Here is a 23,365-nt window from a genome sequence, read left to right on the forward strand (position 1 = left end):
CAGATCCCTCAGTGTATCCAGGCCGCGAACCCGGGGCCGTCGCGGGCCGGACTCAGACGATCACCAGGGAGTGCAGGTCCACTCCTGTCAACCGCTCACGTCCCTTGAGAAAGCCCAGCTCCATGAGCACCGCGATGCCGATGACCTGGGCGCCCGCCCTCTCCACCAGCTCCACGGTCGCCTTCGCCGTGCCGCCCGTGGCCAGCACGTCGTCGACGATGAGAACCCGGTCACCCGGCGTGAAGGCGTCCCGGTGGACCTCGATGGTCGCGGAGCCGTACTCCAGATCGTAGGACTCTTCCAGGGTCGCGGCGGGCAGTTTCCCCTTCTTCCGCACCGGCACGAACCCGGCCGCCGCCCGATACGCCACCGGCGCCGCCAGAATGAACCCGCGCGCCTCGATCCCGACGATCTTGTCGGCCTGGTGGAGCCCGGCCAGCTCGTCCACCACGGCCGCCATCGCCACCGGGTCGGCCAGGAGCGGGGTGATGTCCTTGAACAGGACACCCGGCTTGGGGTAGTCGGGGACGTCCCTGATCCGCTCCAGGATCAACGTGCTCAGCTCGCTCATGGCGCTTCCCTCGCATCTCTCAACCGGGCCGTGTGCCGGGCTCCATGATGCTGCATCCCGGCCCCCGTCCGGACCGGCCCGGCCCGGACGGGGGCCTGGACGTCCTCCGGCGCCCGGGACGTCCCCGAGTCCCACCTCGGGCGCCAGCGGCCCGCACGCACACGACGACGCCCCCGCCCCGGTGAAGGGCGAGGGCGTCGTCCGTGCGTGCGCCGTCCCGGCTACCGCTTGGCTACGGCCGCGCTTTTGGAACCCTTCGCCCCCTTGCCGCCGCCGGTCGAGGCGAGCCTCTTGGCGATGGCCTGGTACTTCGGCTCCCGCTCCTTGAGCGTGACCAGCAGCGGCGTGGCCACGCACAGCGAGGAGTACGTACCGACGATCATGCCGACGAACAGGGCCAGCGCCAGGTCCTTCAGCGTGCCCGCGCCGAGCAGCGTGGTGCCGATGAACAGGATCGCCGCCACCGGCAGGATCGCGACCAGCGACGTGTTCAGCGACCGGATCAGCGTGTGGTTGAGCGCGTTGTTGGCCGCCATCGAGTACGTCTGCTTGGACGTGTGGCCCAGCTTGGCCGTGACTTCCTTGATCATGTCGAACACCACGACCGCGTCGTAGAGCGAGTAACCGAGGATGGTCAGGAAGCCCAGCAGCGTCGCCGGCGTGACCTCGAAGCCCGACCAGGCGTAGACGCCGGCGGTGATGACGAGGTCGTGGATGAGCGCGACGATGGCGGCCAGCGCCATCTTCGGCTCGAACGCCATCGACAGGTACAAGATGATCGCCAGCATGAACACGCCCAGGCCTATCCAGGCCTTCTGGGACACCTCACCGCCCCAGGACGCGCCGATCGACTGGACGTCGATCTGGTTGACGGGGGCGTTGAAGTCCTTGGAGATCGCGGTCTGCACCTGGTTGAGGGTGCCTTCCGAGAGGGTCTCCGTGGTGACCCGCCAGCGCTCGCCGGCGGTCTGCACGATCGGCTGATGCACGCCCTCGTCCTGGAAGGTCTCGCGGATCTGCTCGATGCTCGCGCTCGGCGCGCTGAACGAGAAGACCGAGCCGCCCTTGAACTCCACACCCAGGTTGAGCCCGTTGATCAGCAGACCGGCGAGCGAGATGACCAGCAGCAGGCCGGACAGGCCGTACCACAGCTTCCAGCGGCCGACGAAGTCGACGTCGATCTCGCCGCGGTAGAGGCGACGCCCCAGTCCCATCTCAGGCCTCCTGCGGAGTGGTCGTGCGGGCGGCCGTGCCGGTCTCGCTCATGCGCTCGGCGTCGAGACCGGACAGCGGGTGCCCCTTGGCGAAGAACTTCAGCTTCGCCAGCATGGCGATGAACGGCTTCGTGAACAGGAACACCACCACGACGTCGATCAGCGTGGTCAGGCCCATCGCGAACGCGAAGCCGGCCACACCGCCCACGGCCAGGAAGTAGAGCACGATCGCGGCGATGAACATGACGGCGTCGGCGATCAGGATCGTGCGGCGGGCGCGGACCCAGGCCACCTCGATGGCCGCGCGGAGCGACCGCCGTCCTTCCTTCATCTCGTCACGTATGCGTTCGAAGTAGACGATGAAGGAGTCGGCGGTGATGCCGATCGAGACCACCAGGCCGATGATGTGCGGCAGCGACAGCCGGAAGCCGGCGTTGTGGCCGAGCACGACCACCGACGTGTACGTGATGACCGAGGCCACGACGAGGCTCAGCACCGCCACGATGCCCAGGCCCCGGTAGTAGAACAGGCAGTAGAGCACCACGAGCGCCAGGCCGATGATGCCCGCGATCAGGCCGCCCTCCAGCTGGTCCTGGCCCAGGGTCGAGGACACCGTGTCGATCGAGCTGCGGTTGAACTTCAGCGGCAGCGCGCCGTACTTCAGCTGGTCGGCCAGGTTGGTGGAGCTGATCTGGTCGAAACCGCCGGTGATCTCGGCGCGGCCGCCGGTGATCGGGCTGATGATGTTGGGGGCGGTGATGACCACGCCGTCGAGGACGACCGCGACCTTGTTGCGCGGCTCCTGCGAGTTGTAGGCCTGCGTGGTGAGGTCGCCCCAGGCGCCCGCGCCCTTGCTCTTGAAGTCGAGCTGGACGACCCATTCGGTGGTGCCCTGCTGGATGCCGGCGGTGGCCGTGTCGATGTCGGTGCCGACGACCTTGGCGACGTCGAGGACGTACTTGTAGCTGCCGTCGGTCTCGCAGGCGGCGTACTGCTTGGCCGGGTCGTCCTGGACGCCCTGGCCGCGGTTGGCCGGGTCGGCGCAGTTGAGCTTGTTGAACTGGGCCAGCACCGCCGGGTCGATGCCCTCGGTGTTGATGCCGGCGTTCGGGTCCTCGGCGGGCGGCGGGCCGGCCGACCCGGTCGGCGACGCGGCCGGCGTGGCCTTGGCGTCCTGCTTCTTGCCCTGGGCGCTCTGCGTGGCCGACGGCTGCGCCGAGGCCGACGCGCTAGGGGTCGGCGCGGTCAGCGCCGACGACAGCGCCTTGCCCGTCGGCGACGCGCTGGGCGTGCCCGCGGACTGGGACGGCTTGGCCGAGCCCGTCGCGGAAGCGGAGGGCGAGGCGGTCGGCGTGGGCGCGTTGGTGGCCAGGTTTTGCGGCACCTGCGTGGCCGCCATCGCGAGCACCTGGCGGAAGCGCAGCTCCGCGGTGGTGGCGACCAGCTTGATGGCCTCGCTCTGCCCGACGCCCGGGATGGAGATGATGATGTTGTCGCCGGACTTGGCGACCTCCGCGTCGGAAATGCCGGTGCCGTTGACTCGGTCCCGGATGATGTTGACCGCGCGGTCAAGGATCTCCTCGGGCGGAGCCTTGCCGTTCTGAGTCACGGGAGACAGAGTCACCGTCGTGCCGCCGGCGAGGTCGAGCCCCAGCTTGGGCGTGAACGCCCTCTGCAGGAGCATCGTCCCGCCCAGGGCGAGGATGAGCGCCAGCAGCACCAGGAGCGTTCGCCCCGGTCGGCTGTGGCGGCTGGTCGGTCGGGCCACTGGTCGTCAGTTCTTTCGGATAGAGGTTTGTCGCAGAGCTTAGTCAGGACTGCTTGGTGTTGGAGTCCTGGTCTCCGTTCTGGTCCACGGTGGTCTCGGACTCCTTGTCATCCTCCCCCGCCTCGTCCGTCGCGGAGGCGTCGCCGGGCGTGACGACGCGGCCGATCGCGGCCTTCACCCAGCGGGTCTCGATGCCGGGCGCGACCTCGAGAACGACGTCATCATTGTCCACCGCGACCACGGTGGCGAACAGACCTGTCGTCGTCATGACACGCGCGCCGGGCGCCAAGGAGTTCTGCATCCGGACCGCCTCTTGCTGGCGCTTGCGCTGGGGGCGGATCAGCAGGAAGTAGAACACCACCACCAAAAGAATCAGCGGCAGGATGCTTCCGAGTTGTCCCATGTCCATAAGGGGCGACCTTCCATTGTCGTACAAGGAGTTGACACCGGCCTCGCGCCGGAAATTCCGTGCGTTGCGTCGGGCCGCGCCGCTCAGCACGTCAGCCTACACAGCCAGCCAAGCCACGGAGTGTAGGCGCTTGTTGCGAAACGCGGCAACGAGGCAGCGTTTCGGCGCGCGGGGAAGTTCCCGATTTGAAACGGTTGCAACCGATTCGTAATCAGTCGAAAAGCGAGGCTCCGAACGCATCTGGGGGCGGTGTCATGCCGAGGTGGGTCCACGCGGCCGCGGTCGCGACCCGCCCGCGGGGCGTCCTGGCCAGCAGCCCCTGGCGTACGAGGAACGGCTCGGCCACCACCTCGACGGTCTCCGGCTCCTCCCCCACCGCCACGGCCAGCGTGGAAAGGCCGACCGGACCACCGCCGAACTTCCTCAGCAGCGCGCCGAGCACCGCGCGGTCGAGCCGGTCGAGCCCTTCGGCGTCGACCTCGTACAGGTTGAGCGCCGCGGAGGCGATCTCGCGGTCGATCACGCCGCCGGTGCGCACGTCGGCGAAGTCGCGCACGCGGCGCAGCAGCCGGTTGGCGATGCGGGGCGTGCCCCGCGAACGCCTGGCGATCTCGTGGGCGCCCTCGGCGGGGAGGTCGACACCGAGCAGCTTGGCCGACCGGTAGAGCACCTGCTCCAGCTCGCCGACCTCGTAGAAGTCCATGTGCGCGGTGAAGCCGAACCTGTCGCGCAGCGGCGCCGGCAGCAGCCCGGCCCGCGTGGTGGCCCCGACCAGCGTGAACGCCGCGATGTCGAGCGGGATCGCGGTGGCGCCCGGGCCCTTGCCCACGATGATGTCGACCCGGAAGTCCTCCATGGCGAGGTAGAGCATCTCCTCGGCGGGCCTGGCCATCCGGTGGATCTCGTCGATGAACAGCACCTCGCCCTCGGCCAGCGTGGACAGGATGGCCGCGAGGTCGCCGGCCCGCTCCAGCGCGGGGCCGGAGGTGATCCTGAGGGGCGCGTTCAGCTCCGCCGCTATGATCATCGCCAGGGTGGTCTTGCCGAGTCCCGGGGAGCCGCTCATCAGCACGTGGTCCGGCGGCCGCTGCCGGCGCAGGGCGCTCTCGAGCACGAGCGACAGCTGCTCGCGCACGCGGCCCTGGCCGATGAACTCGCCGAGCCGCTTGGGCCGCAGCGCCGCCTCGATCTGCAGCTCGTCGCCGGCGGCATCGGGCGACACGAGCTCTCGCTCAACCCCCACGCCGACCACGCCTCCTCACCCGGACCACACCATTACCGCCCTGCCCCAAACCGCCCGGCGTCAGCAGCATCCCACGCCGAGCCCACAGAGCGCCGCGCTCTCCCGCGCCGCCGCAGGACCGAACCGCGGGGTCCGAAGTTATCACCGCGCCGCGACGGTGGGAGGCGGTGCAGCGGGGCGCGGCACGACCCGGACGGTGCCCGGCCGGGACCGTGCTCATCGGACGCTCAAGGCGCGCAGAGCCGCCTTGAGCAGGGCGGCGACCTGCGGCTGGCGGCCGGCGACGAGCTCGGCGTCGGCGTCGGGCTCCACGATGGCGATCGCCTCGTCGGCGTCCTTGCCGGAGTAGCCCAGCCCGACCAGCCCCGAGTGGACCTGCTCCCGCCACGCCGCCATCCGCCGCTGCCCGTTGAGCGCGGCGTTGACGGCCTCCTCGGGCGTGCCGAGCCGGTCTTTGAGCTCCAGCACGATGCGCTGGGCGCCTTTCTGCCCGATGCCCGGCACCTGCGTGAGCGCCTTGAGGTCCGCACTGGCCATGGCGACGCGCAGCGCATTGGGCGTGTGCACGGCGAGCATGGCGAGGGCCAGCTTGGGCCCGACGCCGCTGGCCGTCTGCAGCAGCTCGAACACGGCGCGCTCGTCGTCGGCGGCGAACCCGTAGAGGGTGAGCGACTCCTCGCGCACCACCAGCGACGTGGCCAGGCGCGCCTCCTCGCCGACGCGCAGCGTGGCGAGCGTGCCCGGGGTGCAGTGGATGAGCATGCCGACGCCGCCGACCTCGATCACGGCCCCGTCCGGGGCGATCGCCGCCACCTTCCCGGCCACCGAGGCGATCACAGCTCCACCTCGGCCACTGACGCGATCACAGCTCGACCCCGGTCACTGACGCGATCACAGCTCGACCCCGCGATCATCGCTTGACGTCCTTTCGTGTGGCCTTGGCCAGCGCCTCGGCGAGGCGGCTCTGCGCGCCGCCGCGCCACACGTGGCAGATGGCCAGAGCGAGCGCGTCGGCGGCGTCGGCGGGCTTGGGCATCTCGGTCAGCCGCAGCAGGCGCGTGACCATGGCGCCGATCTGCTTCTTGTCGGCGGTGCCGCTGCCGGTGATGGCGGCCTTGACCTCGGACGGCGTGTGCAGCGCCACAGGTAGCCCGCGCCTGGCCGCGCACAGCACGGCGATGCCGGCGGCCTGCGCGGTGCCCATGACGGTGCGTACGTTGTGCTGGCTGAAGACCCGCTCGACCGCGACCGCGTCAGGCCGGACGTCGTCGAGCCACTGCTCGATCCCGGCCTCGATGCCGACGAGCCGCGCGCCGAGCTCCTCGTCCGCGCCGGTGCGCACCACTCCGACGGCCACCAGCGTCAGCGGCGCGCCCGGACGCCCCTCGACGGCACCCAGGCCGCACCGGGTCAGCCCCGGATCGACGCCCATCACCCGCACCTGGCCTGCCCCTCTCCGACACCGCCGCCGAACACCTGTTCGGCACGAGACTCTACCCCGGCCGACGTGGCCGCGCACCGTGAAACGCGCAGGCGGTCGGGCCTGGCTTGGCGTAAAGCCTGTCAGAAGTAGTCGAGCATGTACGGCTTCGCGGCGAAGGCCATGTCGAGGGCCTCGTCGTAGCGCTCGTCGCCGGACATGAGCCCGGTGACCCGCAGCGTGGCCGTCGGGATCCCGGCGTACAGGGCGGACAGGCCGTTCACGCTGAGCACCGCGCCGGGCGCGCCGGCCCCGGACTCCCCGATCGGCGTGGCCGCGCCCGAGCCGCCGGAGAACTCAAGCCGCCAGGTGCCGCCGCCCCGCACCGGGTCGTCCACGGTGACGACGGCGTCGCAGGCCACGGGAGCCGGGTAGCCCCTGCGCTCGATCGCGGAGGCCACGTCCAGCACCCTGAACATCCACCGGACCTGCTTGACCTGCTCCTTCGACCGCTCAGGCAGCAGCCACAGCACCGGGTCGTCGGGCGCCACGGGGGCGGTCACGTGCTGGGCGATCGAGGAGGAGGTGCCGACCAGGGACCACAGCGCCCTGGCGGTCTCGGCGGATCCGGCGACGAGGGTGCCGATCTGGATGTCCTCACCCTGCCACCGGTAGATCACGAAGCCGTCGTCGGCGAGGTAGCGGAAGTCGTCTTCGTCGTCCAGCCACAGGCTCCAGGTGCGCGCGTCGAAGGAGACGGGCCCGCTCGCGCGGGCGGCGCCGTGTACGCGGTGGAGCACGGAGACGAGCTCGGCGGCGTCGCCGGGGCCCATCCTGCGCAGCTTGACCTGCCCGGACGGCCGGATCCTGCGCAGCGCGCCGGCGGGGAGCCGCACGTTGTTCTGGGCTCCGGCGTGCTCGTAGCCGAGGGCGCGGTAGATGGGCGTGGTGGCCGGATAGAGCGCGGACACCGCGTCGCCGAGCGCGGCGGCCCGGTCGATGACGGCCCTCATGATCTGCGTGCCGACGCCGCGGCCTCGGTCCTCGGGGTTGACGGTGACCCCCGCGATCCCGGCCATGGGCTGCGGCCTGCCGTGCCACCACTGCGTGAACCGCCGCAGCCGGGCGGCGGCGGTGAGCCTGGAACCGTCGAACGCGCCCAGGTAGCGGCCCTCACCGAGGATGGAGCCCGCCGCTTGGCACCACCGCTCCGTGTCGGATGCGGACAGCAGCCCGAACGAGCGCTTGCGGAGGTCGAGGACGTCGTCGAGGTCGCCGGCAGTCAGATCGCGAATTTCCACAACGGCCAAACCTATGCAGCGGGCGTACGGGACCGCGAGCCATTTGTGGTGACCGCGAGCCTGTCGAGGTAGAGCACTTGAGCGGCCACGACGGCGACCAGCGCGACGGCGACCACGAGCAGCGGCGTGGCCGCGCCGACGTCGGGCGCGCCGGTGGCGTAGCCGCCGAGCTGGTTCATCTGGGCGAGCGGGGCGGTGAACATGGCGGGCTCCTGGGCGATCAGCAGGGGCCAGAGCAGGTCCTGGGCGTTCACCAGCGCGACGGCGCCGGTCAGGATGCCGGCCATGGGCAGCGAGGGCATGACGACGCCGCTGAAGAAATCCCGGCCGTTGCGCTCGGCCAGTCCCTTGCACAGCAGGGTGAGCACGAAGAGCGCGGGCACGCTCACCAGCAGGGGCGGGAAGAGGGCGACGAAGGTATTGATCAGGCCGAGGTTGCGCATGTTCTGCCAGTTCGCGACCCCGAGGGGGCCGGTGCTGACGAACAGCCAGGGCGCGAACAGCAGCAGCAGCCACTCGCTCCCGCGCCCGAGCGGCCGCAGGCCGCCGATGCCGAGCGCGGCCAGGTAGGCGACCCCGACCGACACGAACGCTCCCGCGACGGCGGGCACCCACGTGTTGACCTGCGTCTGCAGGCCCGCCGCCGCGGTGCCGGGCGAGGTGAGCACGCCGAAGATCCACGGCCAGGCCAGCAGCGCGCCGGCGGCCACGAAGATGACCAGCGCCGACACCCCGACGACCACCCCGGCGGCCGTCGGCTGACGGCTGGAGCCAGCAGACGCGGAGCCGGAAGGCGGCACCGCACCCGGCGGCACAGAGCCGGAGGGTGCGGAGGCCCGGGTGAGCGTGATGCGCATCCGGGAGAGGACGGCGATGAGGGTCGCGGCGACGCCGAGCACGCCGAGGATCACCCCTGTGAGGGCCGCAACGGACGCCCCAGAGCCGAATTTGGCCAATCTGAAGGCGTAGTCGAACTGGAGGCCCGCGAGCGTCTCCGTGGAGCGCTCAGGCCCTCCCCTGGTGAGCACCAGGCCGATCGAGAAGGTCTGCAGGCCCACGGCGACCGTGGCGAGCGCCACGAGCGCGCCGACGACGAACATGGCGGGCCTGACGGTGCCGCCGCGCAAAGCCGGCAGGAACGCGGTGACCGCCAGCGCGCACACCACGCCGAACGTGGCGGCGGCGACGATCAGCCGCAGCACACCCGGCGCCGTGTCAGGAGCGCGCAGCCCCTCGGCCAGCGCGCTCACGCCGGAGGCGTCCGGCGTCAGCCAGTACAACCAGGCCGCCGCCACGCCCACCGGGGAGAACGTGACGATCGCCAGGGACAGCACGATCCGCCCGGCCCGGCGCGGCCAGGTGCCCGCCCGGTCGAGGGCCAGCGCCAGCAGCGGCCCCACCACCACGGCCACGAGCAGCGGTATGACCGTCAGCGAGAACGTGAATCCCAGCGCCTGCCAGAACAGCTCGTCGCCCAGCAGCTTGAGGTAGTTCGCCGTCCCCACGAAGGTGCTCTCCTTGAAGACACCGCCGCTCTGGAGGCTGAACCAGATCGTCTGCGCCGTCGGCAGCACCAGCGTGATGAGGGTGCCGAGGAGCGCCGGCACGGCCAGCAGCCAGCCGATCGCCCGGTAGGTGGGCTTTGGTTGGTTGGGGGAAGTCACGTCGCCCGACCCTACGCCGCTCCGAGCCCTCCACGCACGCGAAGAAACCAACGGAACGAGGGTCGTCAGGCATGCATGAGCAGGGCCCGGCGCGAACCGGGCCCTTGCGGAGAACCGAACCTTGAGCAGCGGGAACCAGCCCGTTGAGCGAACGCCTACTCGGCGCCCAGGCGCTCCAGGACGGCGTCGCTGACGTCGAAGTTGGCGAAGACGTTCTGCACGTCGTCGCTGTCCTCCAGCGCGTCGATGAGGCGGAACACCTTCTTGGCGCCCTCCTCGTCGAGCGGCACGCTCATCGTCGGCAGGAAGCCCGACTCGGCCGAGTCGTAGTCGATCCCGGCCTCCTGCAGCGCCTTGCGCACCGGCACCAGGTCCCCCGCCTCGGAGACGACCTCGAAGGAGTCGCCCAGGTCGTTGACCTCCTCGGCACCCGCCTCCAGCACGGCCATCAGCACGGTGTCCTCGTCGAGCCCGTCCTTGGGCACGATCACGACGCCCTTGCGGTTGAACATGTAGGAGACGGACCCGGGGTCGGCCAGGGAGCCGCCGTTGCGGGTCAGCGCGACGCGCACTTCGGAGGCGGCGCGGTTGCGGTTGTCGGTGAGGCACTCGATGAGGACCGCGACGCCGCCGGGCGCGTAGCCCTCGTACATGATGGTCTGCCAGTCGGCGCCGCCGGCCTCCAGGCCGCCGCCCCGCTTGCGCGCCCGCTCGATGTTGTCGTTGGGCACGGAGTTCTTCTTCGCCTTGAAGATGGCGTCGAAGAGGGTGGGGTTGGCGTCCGGGTCAGGGCCACCGGTCCGGGCCGCCACTTCGATGTTCTTGATGAGCTTGGCGAACAGCTTGCCCCGCTTGGCGTCGAGCGCGGCCTTCTTGTGCTTCGTCGTCGCCCATTTGGAGTGGCCGGACATTACTTAGAGCTCCCTAACCATGTCTACGAAGTAACGGTGCACGCGAGTGTCCCCGGTCAGTTCGGGGTGGAACGAGGTCGCGAGCAACGGACCTTGACGGACCGCGACGATCCTATCCCCAGGCTCGCACCGGCCCAGAACTTCGACGTCGTCGCCGAGGGATTCGACCCAGGGAGCGCGGATGAACACCGCGTGCACCCGCTCGCCGGCGAAGTCCAGATCCTCCTCGAACGAGTCCACCTGGCGGCCGAACGCGTTGCGCCTGACCACCATGTCGATGCCGCCGATCGTCTGCTGCCCGGCGGCGCCGTCCTCGATCCTGTCGGCCAGCATGATCATGCCGGCGCAGGAGCCGTAGGCGGGCATGCCCTCCTTGACCCGCATCCGCAGCGGCTGGAGCATGTCGAAGGTCTCGGCGAGCTTCCACATGGTGGTCGACTCCCCGCCGGGGATGACCAGTCCGTCGACCGCGTCCAGCTCGGCGGGCCTGCGTACGGCGACGGCCGACGCGCCTGCCTCCTGAAGCATGCGCACATGCTCGCGCACGTCTCCCTGGAGAGCGAGTACACCGATCGTGGGCACAGTCGATCCTTCCGTCTGGGTGCGGGTTCCGTCCATTCAACACCAGGATGGCGTGGCATCTTCCTATAGAGCCGTCTTGACGTAGACGGGCTGGTGGTCGGACAGGGTCACGCTGTGCTCGACGTGGCAGCGCCGCACCGTGCCCTTGGGGGCGAACAGGTAGTCGATCTTCCTGCTCTCGCGGGTCCGGCGTCCGGTACGCCGCGCGCCGCGCTGGTCGCACTCCTGGTACGCCCGGTAGACCGGCGCGATGGCGCGGCGGCCCGCGGCGCTGCCGTACCCGCTGTCCGGGGGCGCGACGTTGAGGTCGCCGCCGACGATCGTCCGGTGCCCGGGCTTGACCGCGATCTCGAGCAGCCGCTTGATCTGCCTGGTCCGGTAGGGGGCGCCGGGCTGGCGGTCGTCGTACTGCGCGCCGGAGGACAGGTGGGTGCCGCAGGCGTGGACCTTCCTGGCGGGGATGGTCGCGCAGAGGGCGGCGCGCTTGACGAACCAGGGCGGCGCGGGCAGCGGATGGGTCTCGAACGTCGCCGCGTCGCCGGCCACCGCGACGGCGATGCTCTGCGCGCCGCGCGGGCGGCCGAGGCGGTCGGGGTGGCATGCGTACGGGGTGCCGTCGTGGGAGACCAGGTCCCACGAGCCGATCGTCCATTTCCGGCCGGTGCGCTGCTCCAGCCAGAGTTCGAGCGTGCCGGCCGCGCCCGTGCAGAACTCCTGCAGAAAGATCACGTCGGGTTTGACGGGCTGGTTGAGCGCGTACGTGCCGATGTTCCCGGCCAGTTCGACGGCGCCGGCGCGGTAGAGGCGGCAGGCGGAGTTGGTGCCCGTGCAGACGTTCCAGGTCATCACCGACAGGCCGGCAGCCGCCGGAGCCGCGGGCGCTCCGGCGGCGAATACTCCGGCCGCGAGTAACACGTGTCCCACCATGGTCGGAAATCCAACCACACGGCGTCGTACGCGGCCTTGTACAGGCGGAACCCCGGGACCGGGCGGGTGACCGGGTCCCGGGGTTCACGGGTCAGGGGCGCTCGGTCTCCAGGCGGACCGTCTCCTCCACCGTCATCTGCTGCGGGCTGCGCAGCGCCGGGTCGAGCGGCCTCAGGTACGTCTGCTGCACCCCGGGCACCCGGTCCTCGACGACGAACGTGGCCCGGGTGTAGACCTCGGCCCCCGGCTCGGAGACCCGGGGCACCACCTTGAAGTCGGCCGACAGCTGCTCGCGCTCGATCTTCGTCAGCACGTACCCGCGCTGGTTGTTGTAGAACTTCAGATGCGGGTTGATCTTCAGGAACGGATGCGTCGCCGGGTCGGAGTCGGTCCCGTTCCCGCCGGTGGAGATCGAGGTGGCCACCAGCTCCGAGCCCACGGACGGCCCGGTCGGGTCGTCGTAGTCGAGCTTGAGGTCGCTGGCCCAGTGGGCGTGCACGTCGCCGGTCAGCACCACGGGGTTGCGCACCTTGGCGTCCAGCCAGCCCTGGGTGATGCGGCGGCGGGAGGCGACGTAGCCGTCCCAGGCGTCCTGGCTGGTGACCTTGGCGGGCCCGGCGTTGTTGTCGCGCTGGGCGAAGAACACCTGCTGGCCGAGGATGTCCCACTGCGCCCGCGAGTGGCGGAACCCGTCCAGCAGCCAGGCCTCCTGCTCGCCGCCGGTGATCGAGCGGGCCGGGTCGATCGAGGCCGGGCAGTCCTTGTAGCCGTCGCCGCAGCCCTGGTCGTCACGGTACTGGCGGGTGTCGAGCATGTGGAAGGTGGCCATCCGGCCCCACCGGATGCGGCGGTAGAGCTGCATGTCGACGCCGCGCGGGATGGAGCTGCGGCGCAGCGGCATGTTCTCGTAGTAGGCGCGGAAGGCGGCCTCGCGCCTGGACAGGAAGTTCGGCTGGGGGACCTCGGGCTTCTCCGGCACCTCGTCGGCCCAGTTGTTGTCCAGCTCATGGTCGTCCCACACGACCAGCCACGGCGCTGCGGCGTGCGCGGCCTGCAGGTCGGGGTCGGCCTTGTACTGGGCGTGGCGCTGGCGGTAGTTGGCCAGGGTCTCGGTCTCGGGACCCTCGTGGTGGCGGATGTTGCCGCCGGGGATGTTGTAGGTGTTCTTGGTGTACTCGTACTGGTAGTCGCCCAGGTGCAGGATCAGGTCGGGGTGCTCATCGGCCAGCCGGCGGTAGGACGTGAAGTAGCCGTGCTCGAACTGGGCGCAGGAGACGAACGCCATGGCCAGCGCGCCGCCGTACGAGAGGGGGTGCGGGGCGGTGCGGGCGCGGCCGATCGGGGAGACGTACGGGCCGACGCGGAAGCGGTACCAGTATTCGCGGTCGGAGCCGAGGTTCTGGACCTCGACGTGGACGCTGTGGCCCCACTCGGGCGCGGCCACGCTCACGCCGGAGCGGACGACGCGGCGGCCGCGCTCGTCGGCGTACACCTGCCACAGCACCGGGAACGGCCGCTGCGGCATGCCGCCGAGCCCATCCTCGGCGAGAGGCTCCTGGGCGAGCCTGGTCCACAGCACGAAGCCCTCGTGGTCGGGGTCGCCGGAGGCGACGCCGAGCGTGAACGGGTCGGTACGCAGCCCGCGCGAGGCCAGGCTCTGGGCAGTCTCGGCGGCGGGGTCCGGTTCGTCGGCGCGCGCGGCGGTGGCCGGGATGGCCGCGGCCGCGCCTGCCGCTAATCCTGTGACGAGGAAATGCCGGCGGTTCAGCTTGGACACGGGTGACTCCTGGGAAGATCAAGCGTGCGGGACGGGACGTAGCTTGACTCAGGATCATGACTGCGTGGTGAACACCACACAACACAAAAAAGGCGACATCTTTCGCGGATGCCGCCTCTTTCGGAAATTTCCGTCGTCACATCATGACGCCCTCACCGGGCGCGTCCCGTCCGCCTCAGATGATCATGTCACCCGATCAGGCCCCGTGACCTGCGACGACACGCCGCTTACCAGCCGCGCTCGGCCAGGCGGTGCGGCTGCGGGATGTCGTCGACGTTGATGCCGACCATGGCCTCGCCCAGGCCGCGCGAGACCTTGGCGATGACGTCGGGGTCGTCGTGGAACGTGGTGGCCTTGACGATGGCCGCGGCGCGCCTGGCCGGGTCGCCCGACTTGAAGATGCCCGAGCCCACGAACACGCCCTCGGCGCCGAGCTGCATCATCATCGCGGCGTCGGCCGGGGTGGCGATGCCGCCGGCGGTGAACAGCACGACCGGCAGCTTGCCGGTCTTGGCGACCTCGGCGACCAGCTCGTACGGCGCCTGCAGCTCCTTGGCGGCGACGTAGAGCTCGTCCTCGGGCAGCGAGGCGAGCCGCTTGAGCTCGGCGCGGATCGTGCGCATGTGGGTGACGGCGTTGGAGACGTCGCCGGTGCCCGCCTCGCCCTTCGAGCGGATCATGGCCGCGCCCTCGGTGATGCGGCGCAGGGCCTCGCCCAGGTTGGTGGCGCCGCACACGAACGGCACGGTGAACTGCCACTTGTCGATGTGGTTGGCGTAGTCGGCGGGGGTGAGCACCTCCGACTCGTCGACGTAGTCCACGCCGAGCGACTGCAGCACCCTGGCCTCGACGAAGTGGCCGATGCGGGCCTTGGCCATGACGGGGATCGACACGGCGTTGATGATGCCGTCGATCATGTCGGGGTCGCTCATCCTGGACACGCCACCCTGCGCGCGGATGTCGGCGGGCACGCGCTCAAGGGCCATGACGGCGACCGCTCCGGCATCCTCGGCGATCTTGGCCTGCTCAGCGGTGACGACGTCCATGATGACGCCGCCCTTGAGCATCTCGGCCATGCCGCGCTTGACGCGGGCGGTTCCGGTGACGGGGGAGTTTTCTGGCGTACTGCTGGACACGGTCATCCTCACGGCTCTCACGGCGGTCGGTAAGTTATCAAGCCCATCGTAGGTCCTGAAGGACCGCTCCCCCGACATGCCAAGATGTCAGGATTTGCCCCCCAGCTTGTACACGTAGGACCTAGGGGATGACGGGCTTGCGGCTGGCGAGGGCCACCCAGACCTGGCCGGGCGCGAAGTTCATCGGCTCGCCGCTCTCCGTGGTGAACGTCGTGCCGTCCTTCTCCGATTCCCGCTCCCAGTTCGCCTTGAAAGCTTTACCGTCGCGCAGCACGATCGCGGTGCCCTTGCCCGTGGTGTGCACGAGCGGCGTGTAGCTGTCGTTCTTGTCGTGGAACTGCGAGCGCTCGGTCTTGGTGTACTGGATGACGATCGTCGGCGCGCCGAGCTGGCCGCCCTCGGCGGCCAGGTTCTTCTTGCCGTCCTGCCAGATCATCCACTTGTTGCGCTGCCCCGACCAGGCGAAGGTGAAGCGCGCGGCGGGCCACTTGACGGTGTACGCCTTCCGTTCCACGCCGCCCTCCGGGGCGTCGCCGAAGGTGAAGCCGATGTCCTTGGCCTTGCTCGCCTTGGGGGCCTTGGCCAGCAGCTGCTTGGTGCCGGCGAACAGGTTGTACGGGGCGAAGCGGCCCGGCTGCCGGAAGTACGCGCCGGGGTTGCGGGTGTCGCCCACGTCGAACAGCGACGCCTCCGCGATCAGCGGCAGCATCTTGGTCTGCGCGCCCGAGTAGGAGAAGGCCGGCTTGCCGAACTGCGGCGCGATGTGCAGGTCGGAGACGCGGGCGCTGCGCACCGGGCCCACCTTGGCGGGCAGCTTGGAGGAGAATATGACCATGAGCCGGGTCAGTCCGGCCTCGACCTGCTCGATGTAGACGATGTCCGCGCTCTTCAGCCCGAGTTGTGGCTTCCCTGCCGCGGTGTTCTCGATCTTCACGGCGAGCACCGGCTTGAGCTTGTCGTACGGCTCGCCGGTGAACGGGTGCTCCGGGGCCTCGGCGGGCTCCTCGCTGGGCGCGACCGTGGCTGCCTGCGGCGCCTTACCCGGTGCGGGTTCGTCCGAGGAACAGGCCGCGACAGGCAGCAGGACGGCCGCTCCGGCCAGCGTGACCGTGATGATCCGGGGTAGCCGCACGTGTAACTCTCCTCGCTTCAGCCCGAAAACGGGATGAAGCTTACTGGTTTCCCCAAATCAGGTCATTCAGTTGCCATAGTCGCCGGCGGATTGTCATCAATTTCGAAGAATTGGGGGTATTCCGTGTGCCCCGCCAGGCGCAGGGTCCGGGCCAGCCAGCGGCGCTGCGCCGTACGCGTGACCGACACGGCGTTGTTGTAGAAGCGGCGCGAGTAGACGACCTTGGCCACCGCCGTGTCGAGCTCCTCCAGCAGGTCGCCCCCGCCGGGCGCCTCCGACAGCTTCTCCCTGAACCGCTCCTGGTCCACGGCCGCGCGCAGGGCCCGCGACAGGTCGCTCTCGGCGTGCTCGCGCTCCTCCGGCCCGGCGATCCTGGCCTCGTGGGCGGCGGCGGCCAGCACCAGCGACGTGGCCGGGTCGAGCAGGCGCGCGCCGGCCAGCTCCAGCACCACCGCCCGGCGCCGCATCAGCGCCGCCTCCAGCGACTCGCGGGCCAGCTCCAGGCGGATGTGCAGGCGGTCGAGCCGGCCCGCGCGCCAGGAGACGTAGACGGCCATGAGCACCACGACGATGCCCACGATCAGCACGATCATGGTGGATGTCACAGGTCTTCCTCCACCCGCCCGGCACCGCTGGTGGTAACCGTCTCGTAGACGCGTACGACGTCCCGCGCCACCGTGGACCAGTCGTACTTCCTGACCGCCACCAGCGCCTCCGCCGCCAGCTTGGCCCGCCGCTCCGGCGCGTCGAGCAGCGCGGCCGCCTCGCGCGCCAGCGAGCCGGGGTCGCCGTTGGCGAACAGCGCGCCCGCCTGCCCCTCGCCGAGCACCTTGCGGAAGGCGGGGATGTCGCTGGCCAGCACCGTGGCCCCGGACGCCATGGCCTCGGCCAGCACGATGCCGAAGCTCTCCCCGCGCGTGTTGGGCGCGCAGAACACGTCGACCGAGTGGTACGCGCGGATCTTGTCGGCCTCGCTGACCATGCCGAGCACCGTCACCCGGTCGTGGAAGCGCTTCGGCACCTGCTCGTAGACGTCCTTGGCGTCACCCGGCCCGGCGATGAGCAGCTTCACGCCGGGCCGCTCGGCCGCCAGCGTGCCGAACGCGTCGAGCAGGATCGGCAGGCCCTTGCGCTCCTCGTCCATCCGGCCCAGGAAGCCGAGCGTGGCGCCGTCGGGCCCCCACCCGTCGAGGGGCTCGGCCTCGGTGTAGCGGGAGACGGTCACGCCGTTCGGGATGAGCACCGCGTCGCCGCCGAACTGCTCGACCAGGCTCTTACGGGCCGCGTCGGAGACCGCGATGCGGCCGCTGAGCTTCTCCAGCGCGCTGCGCAGCAGCGGCTCGGCCACCGCGATCGCCCGCGAGCGGGACCACGACGCGTGGAACGTGGCCACGATCGGCCCCTTCGCCGCCCAGCACGCCAGCACGCCCAGGCTCGGGATCAGCGGCTCGTGGATGTGCAGCACGTCGAACTCGCCCGTGCGCACCCACCGCCGCACCCGCGCCGCCGACAGGAAGCCGAACGACATCCTGGCCACCGCCCCGTTGTACGGCACCGGCACCGCCCGGCCCGCACCCGTCACATACGGCGGCAGCTCGACGTCGTCCGCCGCCGGCGCGATCACCGACACGTGGTGCCCCTGCACCATCAGCGCCTGGGCCAGGTCGTCGATGTGCTGCTTGACCCCGCCCGGCATGTCCCACGAGTAGGGACACACGATGCCGACCCTCATCGCGGCAGGTCCTCCAGCCAGAGCCGCTGCAACATGTGCCAGTCCTCCGGATGCTCGGAGATGCCCTTCTCGAACACGTCGGCCAGCCGCTGCGCCACCACCGCGACCTTCTCCTGCCGGGTGCCCTCCTGCGGCACCGGGACCTCCTCGTGGATGTGGATGCCCCAGTCGTCGCCCACGAAGTAGACGGTCGCCGGCAGCAGCGCGGCCCCCGTCTGCACGGCCAGCAGCGGCGGCCCCGCGGGCACCTTCGTGGTGGCGCCGAAGAAGCGCACCTCGATGCCGCTCTTGGTCAGGTCGCGCTCGGCGGGCAGGCACACCACGCCGCCCTTGCGCACCCGCATGGCCAGGGTGCCGAAGTTGTGCCCGTCGCCGCCGGTCAGCGGCAGCACCTCCATGCCGAGCCCCTCGCGGAAGGCCACGTAGCGGCGGAAGAGCGACTCGGGCCTGAGCCGCTCGGCCACGGTCGTGAACGGATGGCCCACGCCCACCAGCCACGCCCCGGCCTGGTCCCAGTTGCCCATGTGCGGCAGCGCCAGCACCACGCCCCGCCCTGCCGCCACGTTGTCGTGCACGTGCTCGGCGCCGATGACATGGGTGCGGCGCACGATCTCCTCGGTCCTCATGGACGGCAACCGGAAGATCTCGTGGAAGTAGCGGAGGTAGGAGCGCATGCCCGCCCTGCTGAGCTCGCGCAGCTCACGGCTGTCCGCGTCCATGCCGGTCACCCGCGCCAGGTTGGACTCCAGCCGGCGCACGGACTTGCCGCGTTTCGCCCACACCCGGTCGGCGAGGAGGCGGAAGACCGCCGCCGTGGGGCGCTCGGGCAGCAGCGGCACGAGCTTCCAGCCGGCTGCGAAGCCCGCGGCCACGACGCGATCGCCGAATGACGCGTTATCGCTCATTTCTCCTCATCGCTCATCGCTCCTCGTCTGCTCGTACACCCGCTTCACCCGCTGTCCCACGGTGATCACGCTGGCCGCCGCGAGCAGCCACATCCCCGCGGGCAGGACGTACGGCACGCCGAGCCCCGAGAAACAGGTCGCGACCAGCGCCACGACCAGCCGCTCCGGCCGCTCGGCCAGCCCGACGTCGGCGGTGAGCCCGAGCCCCTCCGCCCTGGCCTTGGCATAGGAGACCAGAGCACCCGCGATCAGGCACACCAGCGTCACCGCGGCCATCAGGGTGTCGTCTCTGGAGATGAAATACAAGATCAGGCCCGCGAAGATGGCGGCGTCGGCCACCCGGTCGAGCGTCGAGTCGAGGAACGCGCCCCAGGTGCTGCCCCCCTTGCCGCCGAGCCGGGCGACCAGGCCGTCCAGCAGGTCGAACAGCACGAAGACAGTGATCACGAGGGCTCCCCAGGTCAGCAGTCCCAGGGGGAAGAAGGTCAGGGCGGACACGACGGTGCCGAGGGTGCCGATCGCCGTGACGGCGTTCGGGCCGATCCCGCGGCCCACGAGGGCCCTGCCCAACGGCGTGAGTATCCGGGTCATGGCCGGGCGCAGGAGTTTGAGCATCGCCGTCCGATCGTAGGCCATTGCAAGCCTGACAACTTTCTTTGCCCCGCCCCCCTTGTGATATCCGCCACGCGGGTATTTGGTGAACACACCGCGTCCATGCGGTTTCTGTCACGTTCCGCGCGGGCGCGGCGTTGGGAAAACAACCGACGACGCGGGAGGCGATGTGGCGGAAAGAAGTTCGGGCGGCGCCGTGGGAGCCGCGGGCAGGGCACCCACGGCCGACAGGGCGGATGCGATACGCAATGTCGTGCTGGTCGGCCACTCAGGAGCAGGTAAGACGACACTCGTCGAACAGCTGCTGGCCGCCACGGGCACCATTCAGCGCCCGGGACGGGTGGAGGACGGCAACACGGTCAGCGACTTCGACGAGGTCGAGGTCAGGCAACAACGGTCGGTCAACCTCGCCGTGGCGCCCCTGGTGCACAACGGCATCAAGATCAGCCTTCTCGACACCCCCGGCTACGCCGACTTCGTGGGCGATCTGCGGGCCGGGCTGCGCGCGGCCGACGCCGCGCTGTTCGTGGTGGCGGCCTCCGACGGGATCGACGGGCTCACCCAGATGCTCTGGGAGGAGTGCGCGCAGGTCGGCATGCCGCGCGCGGTGGTGATCACCAAGGTCGACCACCAGCGGGCCGACTTCGACGAGGTGCTGGCCACCTGCCAGGACGTCTTCGGCGACGGCGTCGCGCCCCTCTACCTGCCGGTGATCACCAATGGGCACGTCAACGGTCTGATCGGGCTGCTGACACAGAAGTTCTACAACTACGCGACGGGCACCCGTACCGAGAAGGAGCCGGGCGCGGAGTACGAGGCCCAGATCGAGCTACACCGCGGGACGCTCATCGAGGGCATCATCCAGGAGAGCGAAGACGAGACTCTCATGGAGAGGTACCTCGAGGGCGAGCCCATCGACACCAAGGTCCTCATCGAGGACCTGGAGAAGGCCGTCGCACGCGGCAGCTTCTACCCGGTGCTGTGCAGCGGGCTGGGCATCGGCGCGCACGAGGTGCTCGAGGTCATCACGCAGGGCTTCCCGTCGCCCCTCGAACACCCGATGCCCGAGATCACCGACCTGTCCGGCAAGCCGGTCAAGGACATCACCTGCGACGCGGACGGCCCGCTGGTGGCCGAGATCGTCAAGACCACCAGCGACCCGTACGTGGGCCGCATCAGCCTCGTACGCGTCTTCTCGGGCACGCTGCGCCCCGACATGACCGTCCACGTCTCCGGGCACGGCCTGGCCGACCGCGGGCACGAGGACCACGACCTGGACGAGCGCATCGGCACCCTGACCTGCCCGCTGGGCAAGCATCAGCGCCCCGCGGCCAAGGGCATGGCGGGCGACATCGTGGCGGTGGCCAAGCTGTCGCGGGCCGAGACCGGCGACACCCTGTCCGACGTCGACCGGCCGCTGCTGATGACCGCCTGGACCATGCCCGACCCGCTGCTGCCGGTGGCGATCAGGGCCAAGTCCAAGGCCGACGAGGACAAGCTGTCGCAGGCCCTCGGGCGGCTGGTGGCCGAGGATCCCACGCTGCGCCTGGAGAACAACGCCGAGACCAAGCAGCTCGTCCTGTGGTGCATGGGGGAGGCGCACACCGACGTGCTGCTGGACCGGCTGGCCAAGCGGCACGGCGTCGAGGTCGAGCGGGTCGAGCTGCGGGTGCCGCTGCGCGAGACGTTCGGCGGCAAGTGCAAGGCGATGGGCCGCAACGTCAAGCAGACCGGCGGCCACGGCCAGTACGCGATCTGCCACCTCGAGGTGGAGCCCCTGCCGTCCGGCGGCGGGTTCGAGTTCGTGGACAAGATCGTGGGCGGCGTGGTGCCGCGCCAGTTCATCCCGTCGGTGGAGAAGGGCGTGCGGGCCCAGATGGAGCGCGGCGTCGTCGCCGGCTACCCGATGGTGGACGTGCGCGTCACGCTGTTCGACGGCAAGGCCCACTCGGTCGACTCATCCGACATGGCGTTCCAGATCGCCGGCCAGCTGGCGCTGAAGGAGGCGGCGGCGAAGGTGTCAACGCTGCTGCTGGAGCCCGTGGACGAGCTGTCGGTGCTGGTCGCCGACGACTACGTGGGGTCGGTGATGTCCGATCTGTCGTCGCGGCGGGGGCGGGTGCTCGGCACCGAGCCCGTCGGCACGGGACGCACGCTGGTCAAGGCGGAGGTGCCGGAGCTGGAGATCACGCGGTACGCCATCGACCTGAGATCCATGTCACACGGCACGGGCACGTTCACCCGTTCGTTCCTGCGCTACGAGCCGCTGCCGCCGAATCTCGCCGGCAAGGTGACGGCCACGGAATGAGCGGAATGCGCTGAGGAGCCGGGAGGGAGAATTCAGGCCCCTCCCGGCCCAGCCGTTTCTTTCTATCACAAATGAATCACGACTCTATTTCTTTTTTTCGTTCCGAGCATCCGGGAGCAGCTGTCACACTAGGTGGCACTATGCGAACTGGACGCCCACTCCTAGCCGCCGCAGCCCTCGCCGTCGTCACCACCGCCGCCGCATACACGTTCGGCCCCGGTGCGACCGAGAGCCCCGCGGCGAGCGAGAAGAAGACGACCACCGCCACCGCCGCTCGCGTGGCCGCCTGCAAGTCCGACGCCCGCTACCCGAAGCGCCAGCTTCGCGGCGTCTGGATCGCCACCGTCAAGAACATCGACTGGCCCTCGCGCACGGGCCTGTCCGCCGAGCGGCAGAAGGCCGAATACGTCAAGATCCTCGACAGCGCCGCCAAGCGCAACTTCAACGCCGTCTTCGTGCAGGTGCGGCCCGCCTCCGACGCGCTCTACAAGTCGTCGCTCGAGCCGTGGTCGCAGTTCCTGACGGGCACGGCGGGCAAGGACCCCGGGTGGGACCCGCTGCCGTATCTCATCGACGAGGCCCACAAGCGCGGCCTGGAGTTCCACGCCTGGTTCAACCCGTACCGGGCGTCCTATGACGCCAACGTCTCCAAGCTGCCCGCCAACCACCCGGCGCGGCAGCATCCGGACTGGACGGTCAAGTACGGCGACCGCGTTTACTTCAACCCGGGCCTGCCGCAGGTGCGCGAACACGTCACCAAGGTCATCACGGACGTGGTGGACCGCTACGACGTGGACGGGGTGCACTTCGACGACTACTTCTACCCGTACCCGGGTGAGGGCGGGCAGTTCAACGACAAGGCCGCCTTTACAAAGTACGGCAAGGGCAAGAGCCTGGCCGACTGGCGCCGCTCCAACGTCAACACGCTCATCGCCCAGGTGGACAAGGTCGTCCACGAGCGGAAGAACCACGTCAAGTTCGGTATCAGCCCGTTCGGCATCTGGCGTAACAAGTCGAATGACCCGTCCGGGTCCAACACCACCGGGATGTCCGCCTACGACGCGATTTATGCGGACGCGAAGGCCTGGATCAAGTCCGGCACGGTCGACTACGTGATGCCGCAGCTCTACTGGTCGCGCGGCTTCAAGGCGGCCGACTACCGGGCGCTGGCGCCGTGGTGGGCGGAGGCCGTCGAGGGCTCAGGCGTGCAGCTCTACATCGGCCAGGCCCTCTACCGGGTCGGCGCCAAGGACGACAACGCCTGGACCAAGCCCGGCGAGCTGTCCGCGCACCTGACCCTCAACCGCAAGTACAAGCAGGTGGACGGCGACGTCTACTTCAGCGCCAAGCAGCTGCTCACCAACCCGCTGGGCGCGATCGACCGGGTGGCCAAGGAGCACTACGGCCGTCCCGCCCTGCTGCCGCTCATGGAGGAACGCGGCGGCCAGGCCCCCGCGGCCCCGTCGGGGGCGAGGGCCGCGCAGCCGGCGGGGGCGAAGGCCGTTGGCGCGACGCTGTCGTGGACGCCTTCGGCCGGAGCTCGGGCGTACGCGGTGTACCAGGTGCCGAAGTCCGGCAACGACTGCCAGGCGTCCGACGCCCGCAGCCTGATCGCCGTGGTCGCCGACCCGTCCTTCGCGACCAGGTCGCCGGGGACCTATCTGATCACCTCGCTCGACCGCCTGCACAACGAGAGCAAGCCGGTCCAGGTGAAGGTCGACCCGGTCTGACCACCGCCTGTCCTTCGCCGCCG

General features: G+C 70.1%; 21 protein-coding genes. 2 read left to right on the plus strand and 19 right to left on the minus strand.

The features are described from left to right. Positions 1-52: 52 nt before the first annotated feature. The 19 genes from EJK15_RS11750 to pgsA form a co-directional block, all read right to left on the minus strand. The gene (locus EJK15_RS11750; RefSeq protein WP_138710415.1) at positions 53-571 is read right to left on the minus strand and encodes an adenine phosphoribosyltransferase; all 519 of its coding nucleotides are present in this window, start codon (positions 569-571) and stop codon (positions 53-55) included. A 221-nt stretch (positions 572-792) separates the two neighbouring features. Beyond that, on the minus strand, positions 793-1,785 hold the full coding sequence (gene secF / locus EJK15_RS11755; protein ID WP_138710416.1) for a protein translocase subunit SecF: 993 nt from the start codon (positions 1,783-1,785) through the stop codon (positions 793-795). Position 1,786: 1 nt separating this feature from the next. Next, a complete protein-coding gene (gene secD, locus EJK15_RS11760; RefSeq protein ID WP_338089862.1) occupies positions 1,787-3,553 on the minus strand; it encodes a protein translocase subunit SecD in 1,767 nt (588 codons plus the stop codon). 43 nt (positions 3,554-3,596) lie between these two features. Next, positions 3,597-3,956, minus strand: a complete 360-nt coding sequence (gene yajC, locus EJK15_RS11765; protein WP_240776909.1) for a preprotein translocase subunit YajC — start codon at positions 3,954-3,956, stop codon at positions 3,597-3,599. A 217-nt stretch (positions 3,957-4,173) separates the two neighbouring features. Further along, positions 4,174-5,205 carry a Holliday junction branch migration DNA helicase RuvB gene (ruvB, locus tag EJK15_RS11770; RefSeq protein ID WP_138710417.1) on the minus strand — a complete coding sequence of 344 codons (1,032 nt, stop codon included), beginning with the start codon at positions 5,203-5,205 and terminating at the stop codon, positions 4,174-4,176. A 216-nt stretch (positions 5,206-5,421) separates the two neighbouring features. Next, on the minus strand, positions 5,422-6,042 hold the full coding sequence (gene ruvA, locus EJK15_RS11775; protein WP_138710418.1) for a Holliday junction branch migration protein RuvA: 621 nt from the start codon (positions 6,040-6,042) through the stop codon (positions 5,422-5,424). A gap of 73 nt (positions 6,043-6,115) precedes the next feature. Further along, the gene (ruvC, locus tag EJK15_RS11780) at positions 6,116-6,646 is read right to left on the minus strand and encodes a crossover junction endodeoxyribonuclease RuvC (RefSeq protein ID WP_138710419.1); all 531 of its coding nucleotides are present in this window, start codon (positions 6,644-6,646) and stop codon (positions 6,116-6,118) included. 122 nt (positions 6,647-6,768) lie between these two features. Then, positions 6,769-7,926, minus strand: coding sequence for a GNAT family N-acetyltransferase (locus EJK15_RS11785; RefSeq protein WP_240776910.1), 1,158 nt, complete (start codon positions 7,924-7,926; stop codon positions 6,769-6,771). 11 nt (positions 7,927-7,937) lie between these two features. Beyond that, complete coding sequence (locus EJK15_RS11790; protein ID WP_138710420.1) at positions 7,938-9,590, minus strand: carbohydrate ABC transporter permease; 1,653 nt, start codon at positions 9,588-9,590, stop codon at positions 7,938-7,940. A 155-nt stretch (positions 9,591-9,745) separates the two neighbouring features. Then, complete coding sequence (locus EJK15_RS11795) at positions 9,746-10,501, minus strand: YebC/PmpR family DNA-binding transcriptional regulator (protein ID WP_138710421.1); 756 nt, start codon at positions 10,499-10,501, stop codon at positions 9,746-9,748. A gap of 3 nt (positions 10,502-10,504) precedes the next feature. Then, on the minus strand, positions 10,505-11,119 hold the full coding sequence (gene pdxT, locus EJK15_RS11800) for a pyridoxal 5'-phosphate synthase glutaminase subunit PdxT (RefSeq protein WP_276615380.1): 615 nt from the start codon (positions 11,117-11,119) through the stop codon (positions 10,505-10,507). Positions 11,120-11,146: 27 nt separating this feature from the next. Further along, the gene (locus EJK15_RS11805) at positions 11,147-12,010 is read right to left on the minus strand and encodes an endonuclease/exonuclease/phosphatase family protein (protein ID WP_138710423.1); all 864 of its coding nucleotides are present in this window, start codon (positions 12,008-12,010) and stop codon (positions 11,147-11,149) included. A gap of 91 nt (positions 12,011-12,101) precedes the next feature. Continuing rightward, positions 12,102-13,787, minus strand: coding sequence for an alkaline phosphatase D family protein (locus EJK15_RS11810; protein ID WP_138710424.1), 1,686 nt, complete (start codon positions 13,785-13,787; stop codon positions 12,102-12,104). 227 nt (positions 13,788-14,014) lie between these two features. Continuing rightward, a complete protein-coding gene (gene pdxS, locus EJK15_RS11815) occupies positions 14,015-14,929 on the minus strand; it encodes a pyridoxal 5'-phosphate synthase lyase subunit PdxS (RefSeq protein WP_138710467.1) in 915 nt (304 codons plus the stop codon). Positions 14,930-15,044: 115 nt separating this feature from the next. Beyond that, entirely contained in the window at positions 15,045-16,055 is a 1,011-nt protein-coding gene (locus EJK15_RS11820) for a DUF3048 domain-containing protein (RefSeq protein WP_240776911.1), read from the minus strand. Positions 16,056-16,117: 62 nt separating this feature from the next. Further along, on the minus strand, positions 16,118-16,648 hold the full coding sequence (locus EJK15_RS11825; RefSeq protein WP_206060802.1) for a hypothetical protein: 531 nt from the start codon (positions 16,646-16,648) through the stop codon (positions 16,118-16,120). Between the two features lie 8 nt (positions 16,649-16,656). Beyond that, on the minus strand, positions 16,657-17,787 hold the full coding sequence (locus EJK15_RS11830; RefSeq protein ID WP_138710426.1) for a glycosyltransferase family 4 protein: 1,131 nt from the start codon (positions 17,785-17,787) through the stop codon (positions 16,657-16,659). Then, on the minus strand, positions 17,784-18,692 hold the full coding sequence (locus tag EJK15_RS11835) for a phosphatidylinositol mannoside acyltransferase (protein ID WP_138710427.1): 909 nt from the start codon (positions 18,690-18,692) through the stop codon (positions 17,784-17,786). Before EJK15_RS11835 ends, EJK15_RS11830 begins: the two co-directional genes overlap by 4 nt. A gap of 6 nt (positions 18,693-18,698) precedes the next feature. Continuing rightward, positions 18,699-19,307 carry a phosphatidylinositol phosphate synthase gene (pgsA, locus tag EJK15_RS11840; protein ID WP_171074245.1) on the minus strand — a complete coding sequence of 203 codons (609 nt, stop codon included), beginning with the start codon at positions 19,305-19,307 and terminating at the stop codon, positions 18,699-18,701. 166 nt (positions 19,308-19,473) lie between these two features. On the opposite strand from pgsA, the gene EJK15_RS11845 reads away from it, so the two are divergent. Next, positions 19,474-21,612, plus strand: coding sequence for an elongation factor G-like protein EF-G2 (locus EJK15_RS11845; RefSeq protein ID WP_138710429.1), 2,139 nt, complete (start codon positions 19,474-19,476; stop codon positions 21,610-21,612). A gap of 140 nt (positions 21,613-21,752) precedes the next feature. Beyond that, complete coding sequence (locus EJK15_RS11850; RefSeq protein WP_138710430.1) at positions 21,753-23,342, plus strand: glycoside hydrolase family 10-like protein; 1,590 nt, start codon at positions 21,753-21,755, stop codon at positions 23,340-23,342. Positions 23,343-23,365 lie beyond the last annotated feature (23 nt).

This window comes from Nonomuraea basaltis, assembly GCF_005893125.1.
Classification (GTDB): domain Bacteria; phylum Actinomycetota; class Actinomycetes; order Streptosporangiales; family Streptosporangiaceae; genus Nonomuraea; species Nonomuraea basaltis.

Excerpts from the sequence above, each read along its gene's own strand:
- pgsA (WP_171074245.1), bottom strand. The coding sequence starts at position 19,307 with ATGCTCAAACTCCTGCGCCCGGCCATGACCCGGATACTCACGCCGTTG.
- EJK15_RS11835 (WP_138710427.1), bottom strand. The coding sequence starts at position 18,692 with ATGAGCGATAACGCGTCATTCGGCGATCGCGTCGTGGCCGCGGGCTTC.
- EJK15_RS11750 (WP_138710415.1), bottom strand. The coding sequence starts at position 571 with ATGAGCGAGCTGAGCACGTTGATCCTGGAGCGGATCAGGGACGTCCCC.
- secF (WP_138710416.1), bottom strand. The coding sequence starts at position 1,785 with ATGGGACTGGGGCGTCGCCTCTACCGCGGCGAGATCGACGTCGACTTC.
- pdxT (WP_276615380.1), bottom strand. The coding sequence starts at position 11,119 with ATGGACGGAACCCGCACCCAGACGGAAGGATCGACTGTGCCCACGATC.
- EJK15_RS11830 (WP_138710426.1), bottom strand. The coding sequence starts at position 17,787 with ATGAGGGTCGGCATCGTGTGTCCCTACTCGTGGGACATGCCGGGCGGG.
- pdxS (WP_138710467.1), bottom strand. The coding sequence starts at position 14,929 with ATGACCGTGTCCAGCAGTACGCCAGAAAACTCCCCCGTCACCGGAACC.
- EJK15_RS11805 (WP_138710423.1), bottom strand. The coding sequence starts at position 12,010 with ATGGTGGGACACGTGTTACTCGCGGCCGGAGTATTCGCCGCCGGAGCG.
- yajC (WP_240776909.1), bottom strand. The coding sequence starts at position 3,956 with ATGGGACAACTCGGAAGCATCCTGCCGCTGATTCTTTTGGTGGTGGTG.
- EJK15_RS11795 (WP_138710421.1), bottom strand. The coding sequence starts at position 10,501 with ATGTCCGGCCACTCCAAATGGGCGACGACGAAGCACAAGAAGGCCGCG.
- EJK15_RS11825 (WP_206060802.1), bottom strand. The coding sequence starts at position 16,648 with ATGATCGTGCTGATCGTGGGCATCGTCGTGGTGCTCATGGCCGTCTAC.
- EJK15_RS11850 (WP_138710430.1), top strand. The coding sequence starts at position 21,753 with ATGCGAACTGGACGCCCACTCCTAGCCGCCGCAGCCCTCGCCGTCGTC.